Raw genomic sequence first — 20948 nt, forward strand, 5'->3', positions numbered from 1 at the left:
GCGGGTCCGCAACGTATCTAGTTGATATTGTTGAGTTTTTCTTGCCCCATATACATTAGGAGATCGACATGAAAATGAATAAATTGCTGAAAGGCCTATTGGGTGCTTCGGTTGCAATGGCAATGTTCGGTACCATGAATGCACAGGCGCAGACGAGCGGCAGTTCCTCGACCGGCGACACCACCAGCGCGAGCTCGCAGTCGGACCAGACCACCGGCAAGTCGACGACCCACAAGTCGAGCAAGAAGAAAGCGAAGAAACATAGCAGCAGCTCGGGCTCGAGCAGCAGCGGCAGGACCGGCTCGTCCAGCGGTTCGAGCATGGACAGCAGCAGCGGCTCCTCGAGCAGCGGCAGCATGGGCACCAGCGGTTCCTCGGGCTCGAGCGGCACCATGGGCAGCGGCAGCATGGGCACCGGCACCTCCGGCAGCAGCGGCAGCATGGGCACCGGCACCGGCACCTCCGGCACCTCCGGCACCAGCGGCAGCATGGGCACCGGCACCGGATCGTCGGGCAGCAGCGGCAGCAGCGGCAGCATGGGCACCGGCACCGGCTCGTCCGGCACCAGCGGCGCCACCGGCACCATGGGTTCCGGCTCGACCGGCACCAGCGGCATGAGCGGCAGCACCGGCACCTCGGGCACCAGCTCGTCCGGCATGAGCGGCACCGGTTCGGGTTCGGGCAGCGGCACCAGCGCCACCGGCACCACCGGCACCGGCACCGGCACCACCGGCACGGGCACCACCCCTGCGCCGACCTCCGGCGGCCGCGGCTACTGAGCGCGTCCGGTCAGCCAGCAGCATCGAAAGCACCAGCCTGCGGGCTGGTGTTTTTTTGCGTTCAGTTCCGCTTGAAGAAAGCCGCCAGCTGCGGATCGGTCAGCGCCGGCGCCTCGACCACCGGCAGGTGGCCGGTCGCGGGCAGGGAGATGAACTGTGCCTGCGGGATCGCGCGCTGCACCGCGGCGTGCTGGACGTACGGGACCGTTTTGTCGGCCTCGCCCCATACCAGCAGCACCGGCAGCCCCGTCTTGCCGACCTGCCGGAAATCCGGCAGCGAGGATTCGGGGATCACATGGCGCATGGTCGACAGGATCGCGCGGCCGAAACCGTCGTAGCGCATCTGCGGCTGGAAGCGCTCGGCCCAACCGGGCACGCGCTCGGGGTGCGGGAAGTCCTCGAGCTGGCTGGCGGCCAGCTTCGGCAGATACCAGGTGCGCATCAACCATTCGCCGACGCCCGGCCAGGCCATCACGCTGATGTCCTGCGGCTCGGTCAGGGGCGCCACCAGCGCCAGGCTGCGCACCCGCTCCGGGTGCTCGGCGGCGAAGCGCCCGACGATCGCGCCGCCCATCGACAGGCCGAGCAGGTCGGCCTTCGGTAGATACAGCGTATCCATCAGTTCCAGCAGCTGGTTGGCGAACAGTTCGCGGTCGTAGTCGAGCTCGGGACGGTCGCTCCAGCCGCGCCCGTACAGGTCGAAGCGGATCACGCGGAAGCCGTTCGCGGCCAGGTCGGCGCTGGTCTGGTCGAACACATAGTTCGGCACCGAAAAGCCGTGCACCAGGATCACCGGGCGGCCCTGTTCGGGGCCGGCCATGCGCACGTGGACGATGCCGTGCGAGAGCGTGAGGAACTGGCCGGGCGCCTGGCGCCGCGCCGAGGCGTCGAGCGGGGCGTGTTCCAGGTTGCGCGCCAGCGGCGGGACGATCAGGGCGGCCAGCAAGACGCCGGCCACGGCGGATAGCATCACCCGCAGGCGACGCTTCGGTTTGGGAGTGGAGGGTGCGGTCATGGTTTCGTATTCCACACCAGACCGCGGGGGCGCGTCAATCCTCGGCCAGCATGGAGCCCGTTTCGCGCCAGCGCTGGTGCCAGGAAAACGCCTTCTCCAGCACGTGCGGGGTCTGGCCGCCGCGCTGCCGCGCTTCTTCCACGTACGCGTGCAGCATGGTTTTATACGGCTCGGCCACGCAGCGCTCGATGATGACGCCGGCGCGTTCGCGCGGGGCCAGGCCGCGCAGGTCGGCCAGTCCCAGCTCGGTGACGATGATGTCGACGTCGTGCTCGGAATGGTCGACGTGGGTGACCATCGGCACGATCGACGAGACCTTGCCGCCCTTGGCCGTGGACTTGGTGGCGAACACGGACAAATACGCGTTGCGCGCGAAGTCGCCCGAGCCGCCGATCCCGTTCATCATGTGGGTGCCCGCCACGTGGGTCGAGTTGACGTTGCCGTAGATGTCGGCCTCCAGCGCGGTGTTGATCGCGATGATGCCCAGGCGCCGCAGCACTTCCGGATGGTTCGACACTTCCTGCGGGCGCAGCACCAGCCGGTCCCTGTAGCGGGCGAAGTCGCGGAACACCTGCGCGCTCTTCTCGGGCGAGAGGGTGATCGAGGAGCCGGACGCGAATTCCAGCTTGCCGGCGTCGAACAGGTCGAAGGTCGAGTCCTGCAGCACCTCCGAATACATGGTCAGGTGCTGGAAGGGGCTGTGGACGAAGCCGGCCAGCACCGCGTTGGCGATGCTGCCGATGCCGGCCTGCAGCGGCAGCAGGCTGCTGGTCAGGCGCCCTTTGAGAATCTCGTCTTCGAAGAAGCGCACCAGGTGGCCGGCAATCGCCGCGGTGTCCTCGTCGGGCGGCAGCACGGAGGAGGTGCTGTCCGGCTGGTCGGTGATGACGATGGCGGCGATTTTCTCGGGCGGGATCTCGATCCAGGGCGTGCCGGCGCGCTGCTCGACCGACATGATCGGGATCGGCTCGCGCATCGGACGCTTTTTCGGAATCCAGATGTCGTGCAGGCCTTCGAGGCCGGTGGGCTGGGCCAGGTTGATCTCGACGATGACCTTGTCGGCCAGGATCGCGAAGCTGGCGCTGTTGCCGACCGAGGTCGTGGGCACGATCGCGCCGCTCTCCGTGATCGCCACCGCTTCGACCACCGCCACGTCGACCGGCTTGATGTGACGGCTACGCAGCTGCTCGACGGTCTCGGACAGGTGCTGGTCGATGTACATCACCTCGCCGCGGTTGATGGCGGCGCGCAGCACCGGATCGACCTGGAAAGGCATGCGGCGCGAAAGTAGCCCGGCTTCGGTGAGCAGTTTGTCGGTGTCGTTGCCGAGCGAGGCGCCGGTCAGCAGGGTGATCTTGAGCGGTTCGCGGCGCGCGCGTTCGGCCAGCGCGGCCGGGACCAGCTTGACGTCGCCGGCGCGGGTAAAACCGCTCATGCCGACGGTCATGCCGTCCTTGATCCAGCTTGCTGCTTCGGCGGCGCCGGTGACGCGATTGCGCAGCCGGTCGCAGCGGATTCGATCCAGGTATTCAGTCTTCATGTGTCCAGGTGGTTAGCTGAGCCGGTAGTCCACCGGCAGCAGGGGTGGGGGAAGCTCGGTGTCGCCGAGGGCGGCGCGCAGGTCGATCTCGATGGTGCGGCATATGGCCTCGAGCGGCAGGTCGTGGTCGGAGGTGCCGAAGGGTTCCTCGATCTCGTCGCCGAGGGCATCGAGGCCGAAGAAGGTGTAGGCGACCAGCAGGGTCACGACCGGGGTCAGGTCGCCGATCGAGTCGACCAGGCCGAAGGGCAGCAGCCAGCAATACAGGTAGGCGGTGCGGTGCAGCAGCAGGGTGTAGGAGAAGGGGATGGGCGTGCCGCGGATGCGCTCGCAGGCGGCGGCCGCGCCGTTCATCGCCGACAGGCTGGCGTCGAGGCTAGTCGCCAGCACGGGCTCGATGCGGTGCTCGCGCAGGCAGCGGCTCAGGTCCGCGCCCATCTCCAGCATCAGCGCGTGGTTCAGGTTGGGCAGGCTTTGCAGGCGCGCCCATTCTTCCTTGCCGAGCCAGGGCTGGACGTCGGCCGCGGGATCGCTGCCGCGCAGGCGGTGGCGCAGGGCGTGGGCGAAGGCGATCGCGCGCCGGATCATGCGTTCGCGCGCGGCGCATTCATCGACCAGGGACAGGCACTGGCGCGCCAGGTTGCGGCTGCGGGTCACCAGTTCGCCCCATTGCTTGCGGCCTTCCCAGTAGCGGTCGTAGGCGGCGTTGTTGCGGAAGCCGAGGAAGATCGCGAGGGGCAGTCCCATCAGCGTGAAGGGGATCGCGCCGAGCGCGATCTTGTGGCCCCACAGGCTGCCGTGGGTCCAGGTGACGGCGGCCGCCAGCAGGGTGGTGCCGAGCAGGCTTTTCCAGATGTTCGGCAGGACCGACCCGCGCATCACCAGGAACAGGCGCAGCGGCGAAGGACGGTCGCGGACGATCATGTTCTATCTATCTCTGCATCGGTAAGCAATAGCAGGGCCATTCTGAACCTGGCATGCCGGCTTGCCCAATTCCGATTCCTGATGGCCGCCATGCGGACGGTGAATGGTGCGGCGCAGCGTGGCCGTTCGTTAATGCAGCCATCCGCGCAGCCCGGCGATCGCTTCTTCCTTGTTCTTGGCCTCGATCTCGATCCACGGCGCCTGCGCATAGGCCGAGGGCATCACCGCGATCAGGTCGGAATGCTGGCGGTCGTTGAAGCCTTCGCGGCCGTTCGAGATATGGACCATCTGATGCGCCGGGTCGGGCCAGGTTTCCCTGGCCTTTGCCAGCATCGCGGCCACGCTGGGGTCGTCGTAGCTGGACAGCTTTTCGCTGACGATGTGGTGGTGGGCGTCGAACACCATCGGCACCTGCGCGCGCGTGCAGACATCGAGGATCTGTTCGGCGTTGTACGAATACTCGTCGTTCTCGAGGCAGAGGCGGGAGCGGATCGGGTCCGGCAGTTGGCGGATGCGTTCGACCAGCGCATCGCTGCGGTTGGACTTGCCGCCGTGGATTTCGAGCACGGCCCAGGGCGATCGTGGCTGCTGCAGCAGGTCCATGATATCGGCGTGCATCTGCAGGATCTTGACGCTGTTGGCGACCACCTCCGGCGAATCGGAGCTGAGCACGACGAACTGGTCGGGATGCATCACCAGGCGCAGCCCCAGTTCGATGGCGCGGCGGCCGGTGTGGGCCAGAGACGGCGCCAGGTCGCGCATCACTTCGCGGCCGACGTCGTCGTCGAAGAAGGGGAAGATCGAGGACGGCATGCGGTACAGGCGGATGCCTTCGCGCTTGCAGTACTGCAGGGCGCCGGCCAGGGTCTGGATGTTGTCGCGGTAGATATCGTCGAGCAGCTTGCGCTGGCCCTCGTCCGAATGTTCCAGCAGCCGCTTGCGCGTGACGGTGCGGTAGCGGACGTCCTTCGACACGGTAATGCAGACCAATCCAAGCTCAGGAACCATAGCGCACCAGAATCGTTGATGGGCATGCCATATTCCAACGAAACGCCCGCCCCGTCAAACCAGTACCGTGCCGCAATTGCCTAAAACCGGGGTCTGACCCCGGTTTTAGGCAACAAGCGGCAGCGTGACGGTGAAGGTGCTGCCCTGGCCCTGGCCGGGGCTGCTGGCGGTCACCTGGCCGCCGTGCAGCTCCACCAGTTTGCGCACCAGCGCCAGGCCGAGGCCGAGGCCGCCCTGGGCGCGGTCGAGGGTGCGCGAGCCCTGGGTGAAGAGGTCGAACACCACCGGCAGCAGGTCGGGGCCGATGCCGGTGCCGTTGTCGCGCACCGCCAGGCGGGCCTGGCCGGCGTGCGCGTCCAGGGTCACCCGGATGTGCCCGCCCTCGTGCGTGTACTTGGCGGCGTTGTTGAGCAGGTTGGCGGCGACTTGCACCAGGCGCGTGTGGTCGCCGTCGACCATCACCGGCGCCTCCGGCAGCGCCACCTCGAGCCGGTGGCGGCGCGTCTCGACCAGGGGCCGCGACTGCTCGACCGCTTCGCCCACCACGCGCCGCAGGTCCACCGCCTTTCGGCTGAGCGTCACCAGCCCGCGCGTCACCCGCGAGACGTCCAGCAGGTCGTCGACCAGGTGGCGCATGTGGGCGACCTGGCGCGCGACGATGTCGCTGATCTGCTTCACGCGCGGCTCGCCGGCATAGGCGATGCGCAGCATGTCGGCCGCGCTGCTGATCGGCGCCAGCGGGTTCCTCAGCTCGTGCGCCAGCATCGCCAGGAATTCGTCCTTGCGGCGGTCCGCCAGCTGCAGCGCTTCCTCGGCGTGCTTGCGTTCCGTGATGTCGATCGCCACCGCGTGCACCACCGTGCTGCGCCCGTCCGGACCCAGGCCGAGGCGGCCGCGGATGTCGATCCAGATGGTGCGGCCATCGTCGGCGCGGCGGATGCGCGGCGTGGCACGGTATTCGCCGGCATCCAGGCCTTCGCTGATCGCGGCCTTGACGGTCTCGCGCAGGGAGGCCTGGTCCTCGGGATCGACCAGCGCCCATAGCTCGTTCACGTTGGTCCAGTGCATGCCGAAGACGCTGTGCAGGTTGGCCGAGAAGCTGACGGCGCCGCTCAGGGGATCGCGCTCCCACACCGCCATGCGCGCCGCCACCAGGCCCTGCTGCAGGCGCTCTTCGCTGTAGCGCACCGCGCGCTCGGCCTCCTCGAGCTGGCTGACGTCGGTGCAGGTGCCGAACCACTGCAGGATGCGGCCGGCCGCATCGCGCAGCGGCGCGATCGAGCAGAAGAAGCTGTGATAGCGGCCGTCGAGGCCGCGCAGCGGGAAGGTCATCTGGTCAGGCCGGCCGCTGAGGATGGCCTCGCGCCAGCGCCGCATCACCTCGGGCAGGACGTTCGGATCGTGCAGCTTCTGCCAGTCCTCCGCCGAGATGGCGCCCGCTTCGGCGCCGGTGAATTCGTACCAGCGATCGTTGAACCAGAGGATGTTGCCGTCCGGGTCGGCCATCCACACCAGCTGCGGGATGTTGTTCGACAGCTGGTGGAACTTGCGGCGCTCGGCTTCCAGGTGCGCGTGCTGCTCGTACAGGCGGTCCAGCATGCGGTTGATGGCGCCGGCCAGGCTGACCACTTCGCGGCTGCCGGCCAGCGGCGCGCGCTGGCGCTTGATCCCCGCACCGCCCAGGCTGGCGGAGAAGGCTTCCAGCAGGCGCAGGTCGCGCGTCAGGCCGAAGGCCAGGCGCTGGGCCAGCAGGAAGACCAGCAGCGCCAGCGCGGCGGTGATGGCGCCGATCAGCAGGTATTGCGGGGCCGGCGTGTCGAGCGGCGCCGCCAGCTTGCGTTCGTCCTCGCGCAGCGCCAGGTCCAGGTGCGCGAGGCCGGGCGGCAGCGGCACCGGGGCGCTGATCTCGCGCGCCTGCGGTGTGCGCGCGCCGGCGGGTTCGAGCACGGCCCAGGGCGCCGGCTTGAGGTCGTCCAGGCGGATCTTGTACATCAGCGCGCCTTCCGGCGTGCGGGTGCGCGAGTAGCGCAGCAGGTAGACTCCGAACAGTTCGCCCTTGTGCAGCGTCGTACGCTCGATGCCGCTGGCCAGGCGCTCGCGCAGCCAGGCATATTCGGGCTCGCCGAAACCGGTGCTGCCGTTGTCGGCGATTTTCTTGCCTTCGAAATCGGTGAACAGCACCTGCACCGGAATCCCGTTCATCTGGCGCAGGCCGTGCAGGTAGGGCGTCAGATAGGTTTCCTTGCCGGCGCTGTCGACCAGGGCGTTGGCCAGGATCGGGCTGGCCGCGACGTCCGCCAGGCGGGTCGTCAGCGCTTCCAGGTTGTGGCCGGCGGTGCGCGCGTGGAAGGCGACCTCGCGCTGCTGCAACAGGTCGTTGGCGTGCCCGCGCTGGCGGTCGATCAGCCAGAACGAGACGATCGAGATCAGCAGCATGGCGGCCGCGGTCAGGATCGCGGCGGCGATCGCGAATTGCCGCGACAGCCGTGCGGGAGGAGAGGCGGGCGCCATCCTCACTCCCGCGCCGGCACCAGCGCGCCGTCGGCCCGGTAGCGCGCCATCAGCAGCTCGTCCGGGCCCAGCGCTTCATGGCGGGCAGGCGTGAAGGGCGGCGCGTAGTTCTTGATCAGGCCGCGCCAGGCCGGCAGCTTCTCGAGCGCGTCGCGGACCGCCTTGCGGTCGGTGCTGCCGGCGCGTTCGATGGCCTGCGCCAGGATGTGTGTCAGGTCGTAGGCGTGGGCGGTGCCGACCGGTCCTTTAATGTCTTCGATGCGCCTGACGCTCGAGATCTTCCCTGCGCTGGCCAGGAAGCGCCGCACGCGCGCCGGGTCGGCCTGCCAGAAGCTGAAGGTCTGGATCACGGAAAAATCGACCTGTTGCAGCGCCGAGCCGGCCTGCTTGACGAATTCGCCGCCGGTCACGCCCCAGTGGCTCAGGATCGGCAGCCGCTGCGCTTTCGGCAGCGCGGCCACCTCGCGCACCAGCACCGCCGCTTCGTCGTCGTTCGCGACCAGCACGATGGCCTGGGCGCCGGCCTCACGCAGCTGCCGGTACTTGCCGATGAGAGTGGTGTCGCGCCAGTTGTACCAGGAGGTGCCGACGATGCGCATGCCGCGGTTGGCGGCCACGGCGCGCTCGGCCGCCTCGGCATTGCTGCGGCCCCAGGAAGTGTTCGTCAGCAGGAGCCCGACCCGGTCCAGCCGGCGCCGGTGGGCCGATTGCAGCAGCCGCGGCATGGCCAGCGAATCGCGCAGCGACAGGCGGTAGACGTAGTTCGGCTGCATGCCGTTGTCGACGATCGCATCGGCCGAAGACCAGGGCGCCATGAACAGGGTCTTCGTCGATTTGAGGGTCGGCAGCTCCTCGATGATGACGGGGCTGAAGCGGCCGCCGAACACCGCCACCAGGCCGGGCATGCGCGCGAATTCCTGGATGTTGCGGATGCCGCGCGCCGGGATCGAGCGATGGTCCTTGGTCACCAGTTCGAGCCGGCGCCCGCCGAGCACCCCGCCGCCGGCATTGATTTCGGCGATGGCGGCGCGCATGCCCAGCTCGACGGCCTGGGCCGAGGTGCTGTTGTCCAGCCCGAATTCGCCGTCGATCCCCAGCAGCACCGGCTGCGGCGCGGCCGCCTGCGCCAGCCCGCTGGCCAGCATGGCCACGGTCAGCAGGCGGCTCAGCCGGCGCAAAAAACGGGAGGAAATGCGTGGGTTCACTGGACTCGGTATCAACTTAACAATCGAAAGAGAGCATTTTAGCTTTTCCGCTCTTCGGACCAGTTTTCTTCTTGTTCACAGAATGTTGCGACGCCGCAACCAATTGCTCCACGGATAGTAAATATGCGTATCATGAATATTGTTAACCGGCGCTCTTGACACTTCGACACAATTGCCGATGCGCCATCCGGAGGAGAGATGCAAGTCCGTAATTTGAAGATAGGGGTCCGGCTCGGCTGTGCGTTTGCCCTCGTGCTGGCATTGGCCGTGGCGTTGACGGCGATCGGCGCGCAGCGCCTGCAGCAGGTGGTCGACGCCACCGATGCGATGGACGCGGCGGCCCGCAAGAACCGCCTGGCCGACCTGTGGCACGCCGACAGCCGCGTCAACCGCGCCTTGATCGACGCCCGCCTGCGCGCCACGGATGCCGCGGACCTCAAGGAAATCAACGCCAGGATGAAGGCCAACAGCGCCGAGATCAGCAGGATCCAGCAGGAGATCGCGAGCCTGGTGGCCTCGGCCGACGGCAAGGCCATGCTGGCTGAGATCGGCGTTCGCCGCAAGGTCTACGTGGCGGCGCGCGACGAGGTGTTCGCGCTGAAGGATGGCGGCGCGGCCGGCCAGGACGAGGTCCTGCGCCTGGCCGAGAGCAAGATGCTGCCGGCGGTGCTGGCCTATGACGAGGCGGTGCGCCGCCTGTCCGCGCACCAGACACGCATCTTCGACGGCGTCAGGACGCACGTGGCCGAGATGGCCGGCAGCGGACGCCGGCTGCTGGCGGCGTTTGGCGCGCTGGCCGTGCTGCTCGGCGCCATGCTGGCCTGGTGGCTGACGCGCAGCATCACGGTGCCGCTGCGCCAGGCGGTCGCGCTGGCGAACGCGGTGGCCAGGGGCGATCTTTCGACCCGCGTCGAGGTGGCGTCAAGCGACGAAGCGGGCGAGCTGATGGCCGCCCTCAAGGTCATGAACGACAGGCTGAATGCGCTGGTGACCCAGGTGCGCGGCGGCGCCGACAGCATATCGACCGCCGCCGTCCAGGTCGCCGCCGGCAACCTGGATCTTTCGGGCCGCACCGAGCAGCAGGCCGGCGCGCTGGAAGAAAGCGCCTCCGCGCTCGAGCAGCTGACCGGCACCGTCCGGAACAATGCCGACAATGCCCGCCAGGGCAGCGAGCTGGCGGCCGGCGCCTCCGGCGTGGCCGTGCGCGGCGGCGTGGTGGTCGAGCAGGTCGTCGCGACCATGGGCGAGATCGACGACTCGGCGCGCAGGATCGTCGACATCATCGCCGTCATCGACGGCATCGCTTTCCAGACCAATATCCTGGCCCTGAACGCGGCGGTGGAAGCGGCGCGCGCCGGTGAGCAGGGGCGCGGCTTCGCGGTCGTGGCCGGCGAGGTCCGCACCCTGGCCCAGCGCTCGGCGCTTGCGGCAAAAGAGATCAAGGCCCTGATCAACGCTTCGGTCGAGAAGGTCGGCAAGGGCAGCCGCCTGGTGGGCGAGGCCGGCGCCACCATGCAGGAAGTGGTCGCGAGCGTCCAGCGCGTCACCGGCATCATGAGCGAAATTTCCAGCGCCTCGCGCGAACAGAGCATCGGCATCGAACAGGTGAACGGCGCGATCGCGCAGATGGACCGGGTCACCCAGCAGAACGCGGCCCTGGTCGAGCAGGCCGCCGCCGCCACCGGCGCGATGCAGGAGCAGGCCCGCAGCCTGGCGCAGTCGGTCAGCGTGTTCAAGCTGGATACCGGCGCCCGTCCCGCCCCCGCAAGAATCCAAGTCCCGTAATCCAACCCTTTTTTCCGACCGAGCCGCATCATGTTCAAGAACATCAGCATCAAAGCCCGTCTCATCTTCCTCACCGCTTTGCTGAGCGCGGTGGCCATCGTCGTCGGCCTTACCGGCCTGTCGAACCTGAGCGCCACCAATGCGTCCCTGCAGACCGTCTACAACGACCGCCTGATCGCACTGGCCGACCTGAGCAACGTGCTGAGCCTGATGCAGCGGAACCAGAACGCCCTGCTGCGCGCCACCCTCGAAGGCGGCGATGGCCGCGCCTCGGCCGATGAGGTCGAGGGCCGCGTCAAGCAGATCTCCGAACAGTGGGGCAAGTACATGGCCACCTTCCTGACCGGCGATGAAAAGGCGCTGGCCAAGACCTTCATCGACAGCCGCACGCAGTTCGTCGAGCTGGGCGTGAAGCCGGTCATCGCGGCGCTGCGCGCCCAGGACGCCGAGGCCGCGAAGGCCGCGGCCACCGGCCCGCTGGTGAAGCTTTACCTGCCGGCGCAGCAGAACATGCAGGCCCTGATCAAGCTGCAGATCGACGTCGCCAAAAAAGAATACGAAGCCGCCCTGGTGCGCTATGAGCATGCGCGCAACGTGGCGATTGCGCTGAACGTGATCGGCGGCCTGCTTGGCGCGGCCGTCGCCTGGTTCCTGATCCAGGGCATTGGCCGGGCGATCGCCCAGGCCCTGCATCTGGCGCAAAGCGTGGCCGACGGCGACCTGACGCAGACGGTCACCGTCGAATCCAACGACGAAGTCGGCCAGCTGCTGGCGGCGCTGCAGAAGATGAATGCCTCGCTGTCCGGCATCGTGTCCGAGGTGCGCATCGGCAGCGATGCGATCGGCACCGCCAGCCAGCAGATCGCGGCCGGCAACCAGGACCTGTCCTCGCGCACCGAGCAGCAGGCCAGCTCGCTGGAGGAGACCGCGGCGTCGATGGAAGAACTGACCTCGACGGTCCGCCACAACGCGGATAACGCGCGCCAGGCCAACCTGCTGGCGCAGACCGCCTCCAGCGTGGCCGTGCGCGGCGGCGCGGTGGTCGAGCAGGTGGTCGGCACCATGCAGGACATCCACGCCGCATCGGGCAAGATCGCCGAGATCATCGGCGTCATCGACGGCATCGCCTTCCAGACCAATATCCTGGCGCTGAACGCCGCCGTGGAAGCGGCGCGCGCCGGCGAGCAGGGCCGCGGCTTCGCGGTCGTCGCCGGCGAAGTGCGCAACCTGGCGCACCGCTCGGCCGCCGCCGCCAAGGAGATCAAGGCGCTGATCGGGAACTCGGTGAGCAGCGTGTCGGCCGGCAGCCGCCTGGTCGCCCAGGCCGGCGACACCATGCGCGAAGTCGTCAGCAGCGTGCAGCGCGTGACCGACATCATGTCCGAGATCACCGCCGCCAGCACCGAGCAGACCCAGGGCATCGAGCAGGTGAACGTGGCCGTGGTGCAGATGGACCAGGTGACCCAGCAGAACGCGGCGCTGGTCGAGGAAGCGGCTGCGGCCGCGGAGGCGATGCAGGATCAGGCCGGAAGGCTGGCGCAGGTGGTCAGTGTGTTCAGGACCGGGCAGACGGGTTCGCGTTTGCCGGTGCTGATCGGCTGATCGCGCGCCCGCGCAGGCGGGAATGCAAGTTCGTCGCGTACCTGTAAAATCAGCTACGGACGCCTCACGCAAACTTGGGTCCCCGCCTCCGCGGGGACGACGTTTCAGCGCTGCGTGCCAACGCATATGCAACGACTCCTCATCACCCTCGGCCTCATCCTCCTCATCGCCGGCCTCGCCTGGCCCTGGCTGCGCCGCCTCCCTTTCGGCCGCCTGCCGGGCGACATCCACATCGTCCGCGAAGGCTTCTCGTTCAGCTTTCCGATCGTCACCTGCCTCATCGTCTCGGTCGTCCTGACCCTGCTGCTCTGGTTCTTCCGCCGTTGAATTTCGCTAGCACGGCTGCGTGTCAAAAAAATGACGCACGCAATCGCGATAGCAAGATTTGACAAACATGGCCAAGAAATCAACGACACAATGCGCCCCATACGAAGAAGAGCTTGATCCACAATTTACGGGAGATGACATGAACGAGGCTAAGGCAGGCAGGGTGATCGCACGCACCGCGATCGCAAGCGCGGTATCGGTACTGGTGCTGGGCATGACGGTACAGGGTCAAGCCCAGGCCCAGGAGCAGCAGGGACAGGAAGCGCAGCAGGTGATCGTGACCGGCGTGCGCGCCGCGCTCGAGCAGTCGCTGCGCCAGAAGCGCAACGCCGATTCGGTGGTCGAAGTCGTGACCGCCGAAGACATCGGCAAGATGCCCGACAAGAACGTGGCCGATGCGATCCAGCGCCTGCCGGGCGTGAACACGCAGTCGTCGGCGGGCGGCGAGGGCGGCTTCGGCGAGAACGACCGCGTCAGCCTGCGCGGCACCAGCCCCAGCCTGCAGCAGACCCTGTTCAACGGCCACGCCATCAGCACCGGCGACTGGTTCGTGCTGAACCAGATCGGCGGCAACGTCGGCCGCTCGAGCTCCTTCTCTCTGCTGCCTTCGGAGCTGGTCGGCTCCATCGTGGTGCAGAAGAGCGCCACCGCCGACCTGGTCGAAGGCGGCGTGTCCGGCGCCATCAACGTGATCACGCGCCGTCCGCTCGACTTCAAGCAGCCGCTCACCGTCGAGGCTTCGCTGCAGGCCAACTACAACGACCTGTCGAAGAAGACCGAGCCGCAAGTGTCGGCCCTGGTCGGCTGGAAGAACCCGGCCAACAACTTCGGCGTGCTGCTGCAGGGCTTCTCGGAGAAGCAGAGCGTGCGCCGCGACGGCCAGGAAGTGCTGGGCTATACCCCGATCAGCGCCGGCAGCGCCGCCGCCATCGCGAATCCTGCGCTGGCCGGCGTGGCTGTGCCGACCTTCATCGGCGCCGCGCTGTTCGAGCAGAAGAAGAAACGCGAAGGCGGCGCCTTCGACATCGAAGCGAAGCCCTCGCGCGACTTCGGCGTCGACCTGAACGGCTTCTATTCGAAACTGCAGGCGCCGCACCAGAACACCAACTGGCTGGCCGCGCCCGCGAACTCGATCAACAGCAGCGGCCTGATTCCGCAGAACCCGGTGATCCGCAACGGCACCCTGGTCGGCGCCGGCTTTGTGAGCAACTCGGGCGAGGTCGACAACATCTACCGCCCGAACGCCGGCGGCGAATCCTGGTACCTCGACCTGAACGGCCGCTTCCGCGCCAGCGACGACCTGAGCTTCACGGGCCGCGTCGGCAAGACCCACGGCGTCGGCTACGACCGCGACGACGTCTATTACCAGAACAACGTCGACGGCGGCATGGTCTATGCGCTGAACGGCCTGACCCCGGCCAGCGTCAGCTACCCCGGCGGGAACACCGCGAAGCCCGGCAGCACGGCCTGGGCCGGCGGCGGCGAGGCGCAGTCGGTGGACCAGGAAAAATACGGGCAGATCGACGGCGTGTTCACCGTGCGCGGTGAAAATGCACTGAGTGCCTGGCTGAGCGCGGTGCGCTTCGGCGCGCGCTTCACGGACCACGCCCGCACCGCCGAGCACCCGCTCGAAACCCGTCCGGGCCCGAACGGCTTCAGCAACCCGGGACCGGTGTGGAACGGCACGATGTATCCGGGCGATTTCGGCTCGGATCTCGGCGGCAGCGTCTTCAACGGCTATTTCAAGTACGACGGCGCGGCCCTCGGCACCTGGGGCGCGGTGCCGGGCAACCGCCTGCTCGACTACACGCTGCGCCACAACTGGCTGGACGAATTCAAGGTCGGCGAGAAGACCGCGGCCCTGTACGGCATGGCCGAATTCGGCGGCAACGGCTGGAGCGGCAACGCCGGCCTGCGCGCGGTGGAGACGCGCCAGACCACGATCGTGAACCTGCCGGGCGGCACGGCGCCGATCACCGGCTCGGCCTTCGGTCCCTACACGCCGACGGAGTTCAAGCGCACCTACCGCGACTACCTGCCGAGCGTGAACGTCAAATTCGACGTACGCCCCGACCTGGTGGTGCGCGGCGCGGTCGCCAAGACCGTGGCGCGTCCCGACTACAGCGCGCTGGGCGGCTCGGTATCGCTGAACGACGACGCGCTGTCCGGCAGCGGCGGCAACGTCAACCTGGACCCGGTGCGCTCGACCAACTTCGACCTCTCGGCCGAATGGTATTTCGCGCCGAAGGCGGCGCTGTCGGCCGGCCTGTTCTACATGGACTTCGGCTCCATCGTGGCCCAGGGCACCAGCACCGGCAGCTACTACAACAACAAGCGCGGCGTGTTCACCGATTACCAGATCACGTCCCCGTACAACACCGGCGCCAAGAACAAGGGCGTGGAGTTGAGCTGGCAGCAGCCGCTGATGAACAACTTCGGCTTCCTGGCCAACTACACCTATGCGGACGGCGAACTGGATGACGGCGGCGAGATGCTGAACTCCTCGAAGAACACCTACAACCTGACCGGCTTCTACGAGGACGAACGCTTCAGCGCGCGCCTGGCCTACAGCTACCGCTCGGCCTATAAAGCCGGCGTCGACCGCGGCGCCAGCCAGCACGTGGACAGCATGCCTTCGCTGGCGGCATCGGTGAACGTCAAGCTGACCGAGCACCTGACGCTGACCTTCGATGCGCTGAACCTCACCAACGAGACCATCAAGATGTACGCCGAGAACAAGGACCGCCCGCGCGCCTTCTACTCGAATGGCCGCACCTTCTACCTCGGCCTGCGCGGCAAGCTGTAATCCCATGGCAGCTGTTGGCATCACCTGGGAGTGCCTGTCCAACCTGGTCGGGGAAGAAGCCTTCTCCGCCAGGCTGTCGATCCGGAACCTGTCGGACAAGCCTGTGGCGGCAGGGTGGGCGCTCTACTTCAACACCTGCCGCCGGGTGCTGGCGGACACGGTCGATGCAGGCTATCGCATCGACCACCTGAACGGCGACCTGTTCCGCCTGCGCGCCCGCACCGGCGCGGACTGGCTGCCCGGCCAGGCGCTCGAGATCGGCTACGTGGCGCAGTTCTGGGCCATCAGCGTGACCGATGCGCCGCTGGGCTTCTACCTGATCGAGGCGGACGGCGAGGTCAGCGACCTGGGCGACCCCGAGATCCTGCCCTTCGCGCGCCCCGAGCAGCTGCACCGCAACGCGCGGGACCTGCTGCCGCCGGCCGATGCGGAGCGGCGCTATCGCGAGAACGCCAGCCTGCGCCTGCTGCCGCGGGACGACATCGGGCGCATCACGCCGCGGCCGCGCGATGCCTGTTTCAACGGCGCGCGCTGCATGCTGGCCGCAGGCAGCGAGCTCGCCGCCGGTCCCGCGCTGGCTGGCGAAGCCTCTTTCCTGCATGGGCTCCTGCAAGGCCTGTATGGGGGCGCCGGCGCGCGTATCGAGCTGGCCATCGGCGCCGTCGACGCGCCCGGGCCGGAGGCCTACTTGCTCGATATCGGTCCGGCATCGGTGCGGATTTGCGGCGCCAGCGCCCACGGCGTCTTCAACGGCATCCAGACCCTGGCCCAGCTGATGGCGCCGGACGGCACGCTGCCCTCCGGCCGCGTGCTGGATGCGCCGCGCTTCGCTTACCGCGGCATGATGCTGGACGTGGCGCGCCATTTCTCGTCCAGGGAGACGGTGCTGCGCCTGCTCGACTGCATGGCCTGCTACAAGCTGAACAAGCTGCACCTGCATCTGACCGACGACGAAGGCTGGCGCCTGCAGATCGATGCGCTGCCGGAGCTGACGGCGATCGGCTCCAAGCGCGGCGTGACGAAGGATGGGCAGAGTCTGCCGCCGTCCTTCGGTTCCGGCGCCGACGTCGTCGGCTCGGCCGGTACCGGCTATTACGACGCCGCCGACTTCATCGCCATCCTGCGTTATGCCCATGCGCGCCACATCGAGGTGGTCCCGGAATTCAACATGCCGGGCCATGCGCGCGCCGCCGTCCTGGCGATGCGCGCGCGCCACGACCGCCTGCGCGCGCAAGGCGACATCGAAGGCGCCGAACGTTATCTGTTGAGCGATCCGGACGATGCCTCGGTCTACGAATCGGTGCAGATGTGGCGCGACAATGTGATGTGCATCGCGCTGCCCTCGGTCGACCGCTTCTTCGACACCGTGGTCGCCCACGTGGCGGCGCTGTACCGCGAAGCCGGCGTGCCGCTGCGCGCCGTGCACACGGGCGGCGACGAGGTGCCGCTGGGCGCCTGGCTCGGTTCGCCCATCTGCCGGCGGCTGATGCAGGAGCGCGGCTGGAGTGAAGTCAGCCAGCTGCACGCGGACTTCGTCGAACGCTGCCGCGCGATCCTGGCCCGGCACGGCCTGGCCTTCGCCGGCTGGGAAGAGACGGCGCTGAAGCACGGCGCCGCCACCGCCGAGGGCTGCGCGCCGGCCCAGCACGAGAACACGCAAAAGGTCGAAGGCGCGCCGCTGCCGCTGCCCAAGCGCGACTTCGACGGCCCCGGCTTCCAGGTCTACGCCTGGAACAATGCCTGGGGCTCGGGCAAGGAAGACGTGGCCTACCGCCTGGCGAACGCCGGCTACGACGTGGTGCTGGCGAACGCCGCCAACCTGTATTTCGACCTGGCCTATGCCAAGGACCCACAGGAGCCGGGCTATTACTGGGCCGGCTTCGTCGAAACCAGGCACGCCTTCGTATTCTGCCCGCTGGACATGATCGCCAGCGCCGCCAGCGACCCGATGGGCCGCGACATCCCGGCCGAGCGCCTGGCGGCGATGGCGCGCTTGTCCAGTGAAGGACGCGCGCGCATCCTCGGCCTGCAAGGGCAGCTGTGGGGCGAGAACGCGCGTTCGCGCGCCCGCGTCGAATACCTGGCGGCGCCGCGCATGGTGGCGCTGGCGGAGCGGGCCTGGGCGCCGGACCCCGGCTGGTGCGCGATCGAGGACCCGCTTGAGCGCGCGGCCGCCATCGAGACCGACTGGAACGCGTTCGCCAACCGCCTCGGCCAGCGCGAGCTGCCGCGCCTGGACCGCGCGCCGCTGGCCTATGGCTACCGCCTGCCGCCGCCGGGCGTGCTGCGCGAGGGCCGGACCATCCACGCGAATGTCGCCCTGCCGGGCCTGCCCCTGCATTACACTCTGGACGGCAGCGCGCCGACCGCGGCCAGCCCGCGCCATGCGGGTCCGGTGGAGGCGCCGGCTGGAGCCTCGACCTACAAGGTGGCCACCTTCGACACCCGCGGGCGCAGCAGCCGCATCGTCACCCTCGACCTGGAGCAGGGCAGCTAAGCATGGACAAGGCAGAACCGCATCACCTGGCGCCGCACACGATGCGCCATCCGCTGGCCTGGGTGCCCAGCCTCTACCTTGCGCAGGGCCTGCCGTTCTACAGCGTGGCGCTGGTGGCGGGCCTGATGTTCAAGAGCATGGGCGTGCCCAACGAGCAGATCGCGCGCTGGACCGGCGTGCTCGGCCTGGCCTGGGTTTTTAAAGCCTTGTGGAGCCCCTTCCTCGAGCTTTTCCGCAGCAAGAAGCGGATCGTGGTGGTGCTGCAGATACTAGGGGGCGTGGCGCTCGGCGCGCTGGCGCTGGGCCTGCAGCTGCCGGCCTGGTTCGCGCTGGCGATCGCGCTGCTGGGCGTGGTGTCGCTCGCCTCCGCCACCCACGACATCGCCGCGGATGGCTTGTACATCGCCAGCCTGTCGGCGAAACAGCAGGCGGCGTATGCCGGCTGGCAGGGCGCCTTCTTCAACGGCGCCAAGTTCCTGTCGCTGGGCGGGCTGGTGATCCTGGCCGGTTACCTGGAGCAGAAGGCCGGCCCGCAGCTGGCATGGGCCACCGTGTTCGGCCTGCTGGGCGCGCTGATGGCGGGGCTGGGCATCTACCATGCATGGGCGCTGCCCGGACCGTCCGGCATTCCGGCGACAAGGGAGCAGGCGGCCACCATGCGCGGCACCGTGGACGTGCTGGCCGACGTGATCCGCGCCTTCTTCGCCAAGCCCGGCATCTGGCTCGGCATCCTGTTCATCCTGCTGTTCCGCACCGCCGAGGGCCAGGTCCAGACCATCGGCCCGCTGTTCCTGCGCGACGCCCGCGCGATCGGCGGCATGGGCCTGTCGACCCAGGAAGTCGGCGCGATCTACGGCACCGCCGGCACCGCCGCCTTCCTGGTCGGCAGCATCCTGGGCGGCTATTTCACGTCCTGGATCGGCCTGAAGCGCGCGATGCCCTGGCTGATCCTGGCGATGAACGTGCCGAACCTGGTGTTCTATTACCTCAGCATGACGCAGCCGGATTCGCTGGGCGTGGTCACTGCGTCGCTGGCGGCCGAGATGTTCGGCTACGGCTTCGGCTTCGTCGGCATGATCCTGTTCATCATGCAGGTGATCGCGTCCGGACCTTACCAGACCGCCCACTACGCGCTGGGCTCGGGCTTCATGCAGCTGGGCTTCGTGCTGTCCAAGGTGGTCAGCGGCGACATCCAGCAGGCGCTGGGCTACCGGCATTTCTTCCTGTGGGTTGTCTTGTCGGCAATTCCGGTGCTGGTGCTGACGCGGTTCGTGCGACTGGAACCGCTCGAAAATTCTTGAAAGCCTCTTGAAATACTCTCCTTATACTCCACATGGAGTATAAGGAGAGTATATTCATGAAGCTTGTCGAAGCAAAATCCAAATTCCCCGACACCGAAAAGGTGACGATCAACCTCGGCCTAGTCGACCTCGCGCAGATGGACCTGCTGGTCGAAGAGGGCTTCTATACCAACCGCACCGACTTCGTGCGCATGGCGATCCGCAAGCAGCTGGAGCAGCACGGCGAAGTCATCCGCCAGACCGTCACGCGCAAGCGCTACGTGATGGGCATGCAGCGCTATTCGAAAGCCGAGCTGGAAAAGACCGTCGCCGCCGGCGAACGGCTGGAAATCCACGTGCTCGGCCTCGCCTCCATCGACGACGACGTCCCCCCCGAACTGGCGCGCGAGGCGATCGTCTCGATCCACGTGCTGGGCGCCTTTCTCGCCTCGAACGCCGTCAAGGCGGCGCTCGCGGACCGCATCGAATCCTGAAGGAATACCCATGAAACCCTATGAAAAATTTGTCGAGAACATCCTCGGCGCGGTACGCAATGGCCAGGGCAAGGACCCGGCTGCCGCCACCGCGATCATCCAGGAAGCCCTGAGCGCTGCCGGCTTGATGGGCGGCCGCGCATCGCCCGCTTCGTCGTCCGCATCGCCGCAGGAAAAGGCGGCGCCCTTCGTCGACCTGAACCCGCCGCCGGCGTGGTCGGCCAAGTTCCGCCAGCAGGACGCTGGCCCGGACAAGGCCGGCACGGCGATGCCGGACTGGATGGCGCGCTTCGCCTCGAACCTGCCCGGCCAGGCGGCCGGCAGCAGGGCCGTCGACCCGGCCACGCACGGCCCCGGCCAGTTTTTGGCGGGCAGCTTCAGCAACGAAGCCGGCACGCGCAACTACCGCCTGTATGTGCCGCGCAAGCCGGCAGCCGGGCCGCGTCCCCTGGTCGTGATGCTGCATGGCTGCAAGCAGAATCCCGAAGACTTTGCCGCCGGCACGACGATGAACCTGCTGGCCGAACAGCAGGGCTGCCTGGTGCTGTACCCGGAACAGGCGGCGGGCGCGAATCACTCGCAGTGCTGGAACTGGTTCGAAGCCGGGCACCAGAATCGCGACCAGGGCGAGCCCTCGCTGATCGCCGGCATGACGCGGCAGGTGCTGCGCGAACACGATGGCGATGCTCGCCGCGTTTATGTGGCGGGCCTGTCGGCCGGCGGCGCGATGGCGGCCGTGATGGCGGCCGGCTACCCGGAACTGTACGCCGCCCTTGGCGTGCACTCCGGCCTGCCGGCCGGCGCCGCGCATGACCTGATGTCCGCGCTGAACGCCATGAAAGGCGCCAGGAAGCACAAGAGCGCAACGGACATCGCGCCGGCGCGTGTGATCGTCTTCCACGGCGACAGCGATGCGACCGTGCACGCGTCGAACGGACAGGCCGTGTACCGGCAATTCACGCAAGGCGCGGTGAAGGAAACCGAGGAGCGCGGCCAGGGACACACCCGGACCGTGGCGCTGGACGCCGGCGGACGCGCGGTGGCGGAGCACTGGACGCTGCACGGCGCGGGCCACGCGTGGTCGGGCGGCAGCACGGCCGGCTCGTATGCGACGTCGTCCGGCCCGAACGCCTCGGCCGAGATGTTGCGCTTCTTCCTTTCCCACTGAGTTCCCA

General features: G+C 68.0%; 15 protein-coding genes. 9 read left to right on the forward strand and 6 right to left on the reverse strand.

Features of this window, described 5'->3' with window-relative positions; all coding sequences use genetic code 11:
- The first annotated feature begins 68 nt into the window (after positions 1–68).
- Entirely contained in the window at positions 69–779 is a 711-nt protein-coding gene (locus ACFPO9_RS15685; protein ID WP_379772052.1) for a hypothetical protein, read from the forward strand.
- 61 nt (positions 780–840) lie between these two features.
- Here the strand turns inward: ACFPO9_RS15685 and ACFPO9_RS15690 are convergent, their stop codons facing one another.
- The 6 genes from ACFPO9_RS15690 to ACFPO9_RS15715 all read right to left on the reverse strand — a co-directional run bounded on the left by ACFPO9_RS15690 (position 841) and on the right by ACFPO9_RS15715 (position 8982).
- The gene (locus ACFPO9_RS15690) at positions 841–1794 is read right to left on the reverse strand and encodes an alpha/beta fold hydrolase (RefSeq protein ID WP_379772053.1); all 954 of its coding nucleotides are present in this window, start codon (positions 1792–1794) and stop codon (positions 841–843) included.
- 34 nt (positions 1795–1828) lie between these two features.
- On the reverse strand, positions 1829–3334 hold the full coding sequence (locus tag ACFPO9_RS15695; protein ID WP_379772054.1) for an acetyl-CoA hydrolase/transferase family protein: 1506 nt from the start codon (positions 3332–3334) through the stop codon (positions 1829–1831).
- 12 nt (positions 3335–3346) lie between these two features.
- Positions 3347–4258 carry a bestrophin family protein gene (locus ACFPO9_RS15700; protein ID WP_379772055.1) on the reverse strand — a complete coding sequence of 304 codons (912 nt, stop codon included), beginning with the start codon at positions 4256–4258 and terminating at the stop codon, positions 3347–3349.
- Positions 4259–4387: 129 nt separating this feature from the next.
- Positions 4388–5266 (reverse strand): UV DNA damage repair endonuclease UvsE, encoded by an 879-nt coding sequence (gene uvsE, locus ACFPO9_RS15705; RefSeq protein WP_379772056.1) that lies wholly within the window; start codon positions 5264–5266, stop codon positions 4388–4390.
- Between the two features lie 105 nt (positions 5267–5371).
- Positions 5372–7777, reverse strand: a complete 2406-nt coding sequence (locus ACFPO9_RS15710; protein ID WP_379772057.1) for a sensor histidine kinase — start codon at positions 7775–7777, stop codon at positions 5372–5374.
- 2 nt (positions 7778–7779) lie between these two features.
- Positions 7780–8982, reverse strand: a complete 1203-nt coding sequence (locus ACFPO9_RS15715; protein WP_379772058.1) for an ABC transporter substrate-binding protein — start codon at positions 8980–8982, stop codon at positions 7780–7782.
- Positions 8983–9180: 198 nt separating this feature from the next.
- On the opposite strand from ACFPO9_RS15715, the gene ACFPO9_RS15720 reads away from it, so the two are divergent.
- The 8 genes from ACFPO9_RS15720 (at position 9181) to ACFPO9_RS15755 (ending at position 20941) form a co-directional block, all read left to right on the forward strand.
- Positions 9181–10767 carry a methyl-accepting chemotaxis protein gene (locus tag ACFPO9_RS15720; RefSeq protein ID WP_379772059.1) on the forward strand — a complete coding sequence of 529 codons (1587 nt, stop codon included), beginning with the start codon at positions 9181–9183 and terminating at the stop codon, positions 10765–10767.
- Positions 10768–10797: 30 nt separating this feature from the next.
- Positions 10798–12369 (forward strand): methyl-accepting chemotaxis protein, encoded by a 1572-nt coding sequence (locus ACFPO9_RS15725; RefSeq protein ID WP_379772060.1) that lies wholly within the window; start codon positions 10798–10800, stop codon positions 12367–12369.
- A 126-nt stretch (positions 12370–12495) separates the two neighbouring features.
- Positions 12496–12696, forward strand: a complete 201-nt coding sequence (locus ACFPO9_RS15730; protein ID WP_379772061.1) for a DUF2905 domain-containing protein — start codon at positions 12496–12498, stop codon at positions 12694–12696.
- A 139-nt stretch (positions 12697–12835) separates the two neighbouring features.
- Positions 12836–15502: a TonB-dependent receptor gene (locus tag ACFPO9_RS15735; RefSeq protein ID WP_379772062.1), complete on the forward strand. Its 2667-nt coding sequence runs from the start codon at positions 12836–12838 to the stop codon at positions 15500–15502.
- Positions 15503–15506: 4 nt separating this feature from the next.
- On the forward strand, positions 15507–17999 hold the full coding sequence (locus tag ACFPO9_RS15740) for a family 20 glycosylhydrolase (protein ID WP_379772063.1): 2493 nt from the start codon (positions 15507–15509) through the stop codon (positions 17997–17999).
- A gap of 2 nt (positions 18000–18001) precedes the next feature.
- Complete coding sequence (locus ACFPO9_RS15745) at positions 18002–19300, forward strand: MFS transporter (protein WP_379772064.1); 1299 nt, start codon at positions 18002–18004, stop codon at positions 19298–19300.
- Positions 19301–19356: 56 nt separating this feature from the next.
- Complete coding sequence (locus tag ACFPO9_RS15750) at positions 19357–19773, forward strand: CopG family transcriptional regulator (RefSeq protein ID WP_379772065.1); 417 nt, start codon at positions 19357–19359, stop codon at positions 19771–19773.
- A 10-nt stretch (positions 19774–19783) separates the two neighbouring features.
- Positions 19784–20941, forward strand: a complete 1158-nt coding sequence (locus ACFPO9_RS15755; protein WP_379772066.1) for an extracellular catalytic domain type 1 short-chain-length polyhydroxyalkanoate depolymerase — start codon at positions 19784–19786, stop codon at positions 20939–20941.
- Positions 20942–20948 lie beyond the last annotated feature (7 nt).

Source organism: Massilia aerilata (assembly GCF_042656905.1).
Lineage (GTDB): Bacteria > Pseudomonadota > Gammaproteobacteria > Burkholderiales > Burkholderiaceae_D > Telluria > Telluria aerilata.

Bases quoted from the DNA above. Each gene is read 5' to 3' on its own strand.
- ACFPO9_RS15685 (WP_379772052.1), top strand. From the start codon at position 69: ATGAAAATGAATAAATTGCTGAAAGGCCTATTGGGTGCTTCGGTTGCA.
- ACFPO9_RS15690 (WP_379772053.1), bottom strand. From the start codon at position 1,794: ATGACCGCACCCTCCACTCCCAAACCGAAGCGTCGCCTGCGGGTGATG.
- ACFPO9_RS15695 (WP_379772054.1), bottom strand. From the start codon at position 3,334: ATGAAGACTGAATACCTGGATCGAATCCGCTGCGACCGGCTGCGCAAT.
- ACFPO9_RS15700 (WP_379772055.1), bottom strand. From the start codon at position 4,258: ATGATCGTCCGCGACCGTCCTTCGCCGCTGCGCCTGTTCCTGGTGATG.
- uvsE (WP_379772056.1), bottom strand. From the start codon at position 5,266: ATGGTTCCTGAGCTTGGATTGGTCTGCATTACCGTGTCGAAGGACGTC.
- ACFPO9_RS15710 (WP_379772057.1), bottom strand. From the start codon at position 7,777: ATGGCGCCCGCCTCTCCTCCCGCACGGCTGTCGCGGCAATTCGCGATC.
- ACFPO9_RS15720 (WP_379772059.1), top strand. From the start codon at position 9,181: ATGCAAGTCCGTAATTTGAAGATAGGGGTCCGGCTCGGCTGTGCGTTT.
- ACFPO9_RS15725 (WP_379772060.1), top strand. From the start codon at position 10,798: ATGTTCAAGAACATCAGCATCAAAGCCCGTCTCATCTTCCTCACCGCT.
- ACFPO9_RS15730 (WP_379772061.1), top strand. From the start codon at position 12,496: ATGCAACGACTCCTCATCACCCTCGGCCTCATCCTCCTCATCGCCGGC.
- ACFPO9_RS15735 (WP_379772062.1), top strand. From the start codon at position 12,836: ATGAACGAGGCTAAGGCAGGCAGGGTGATCGCACGCACCGCGATCGCA.
- ACFPO9_RS15740 (WP_379772063.1), top strand. From the start codon at position 15,507: ATGGCAGCTGTTGGCATCACCTGGGAGTGCCTGTCCAACCTGGTCGGG.
- ACFPO9_RS15745 (WP_379772064.1), top strand. From the start codon at position 18,002: ATGGACAAGGCAGAACCGCATCACCTGGCGCCGCACACGATGCGCCAT.
- ACFPO9_RS15750 (WP_379772065.1), top strand. From the start codon at position 19,357: ATGAAGCTTGTCGAAGCAAAATCCAAATTCCCCGACACCGAAAAGGTG.
- ACFPO9_RS15755 (WP_379772066.1), top strand. From the start codon at position 19,784: ATGAAACCCTATGAAAAATTTGTCGAGAACATCCTCGGCGCGGTACGC.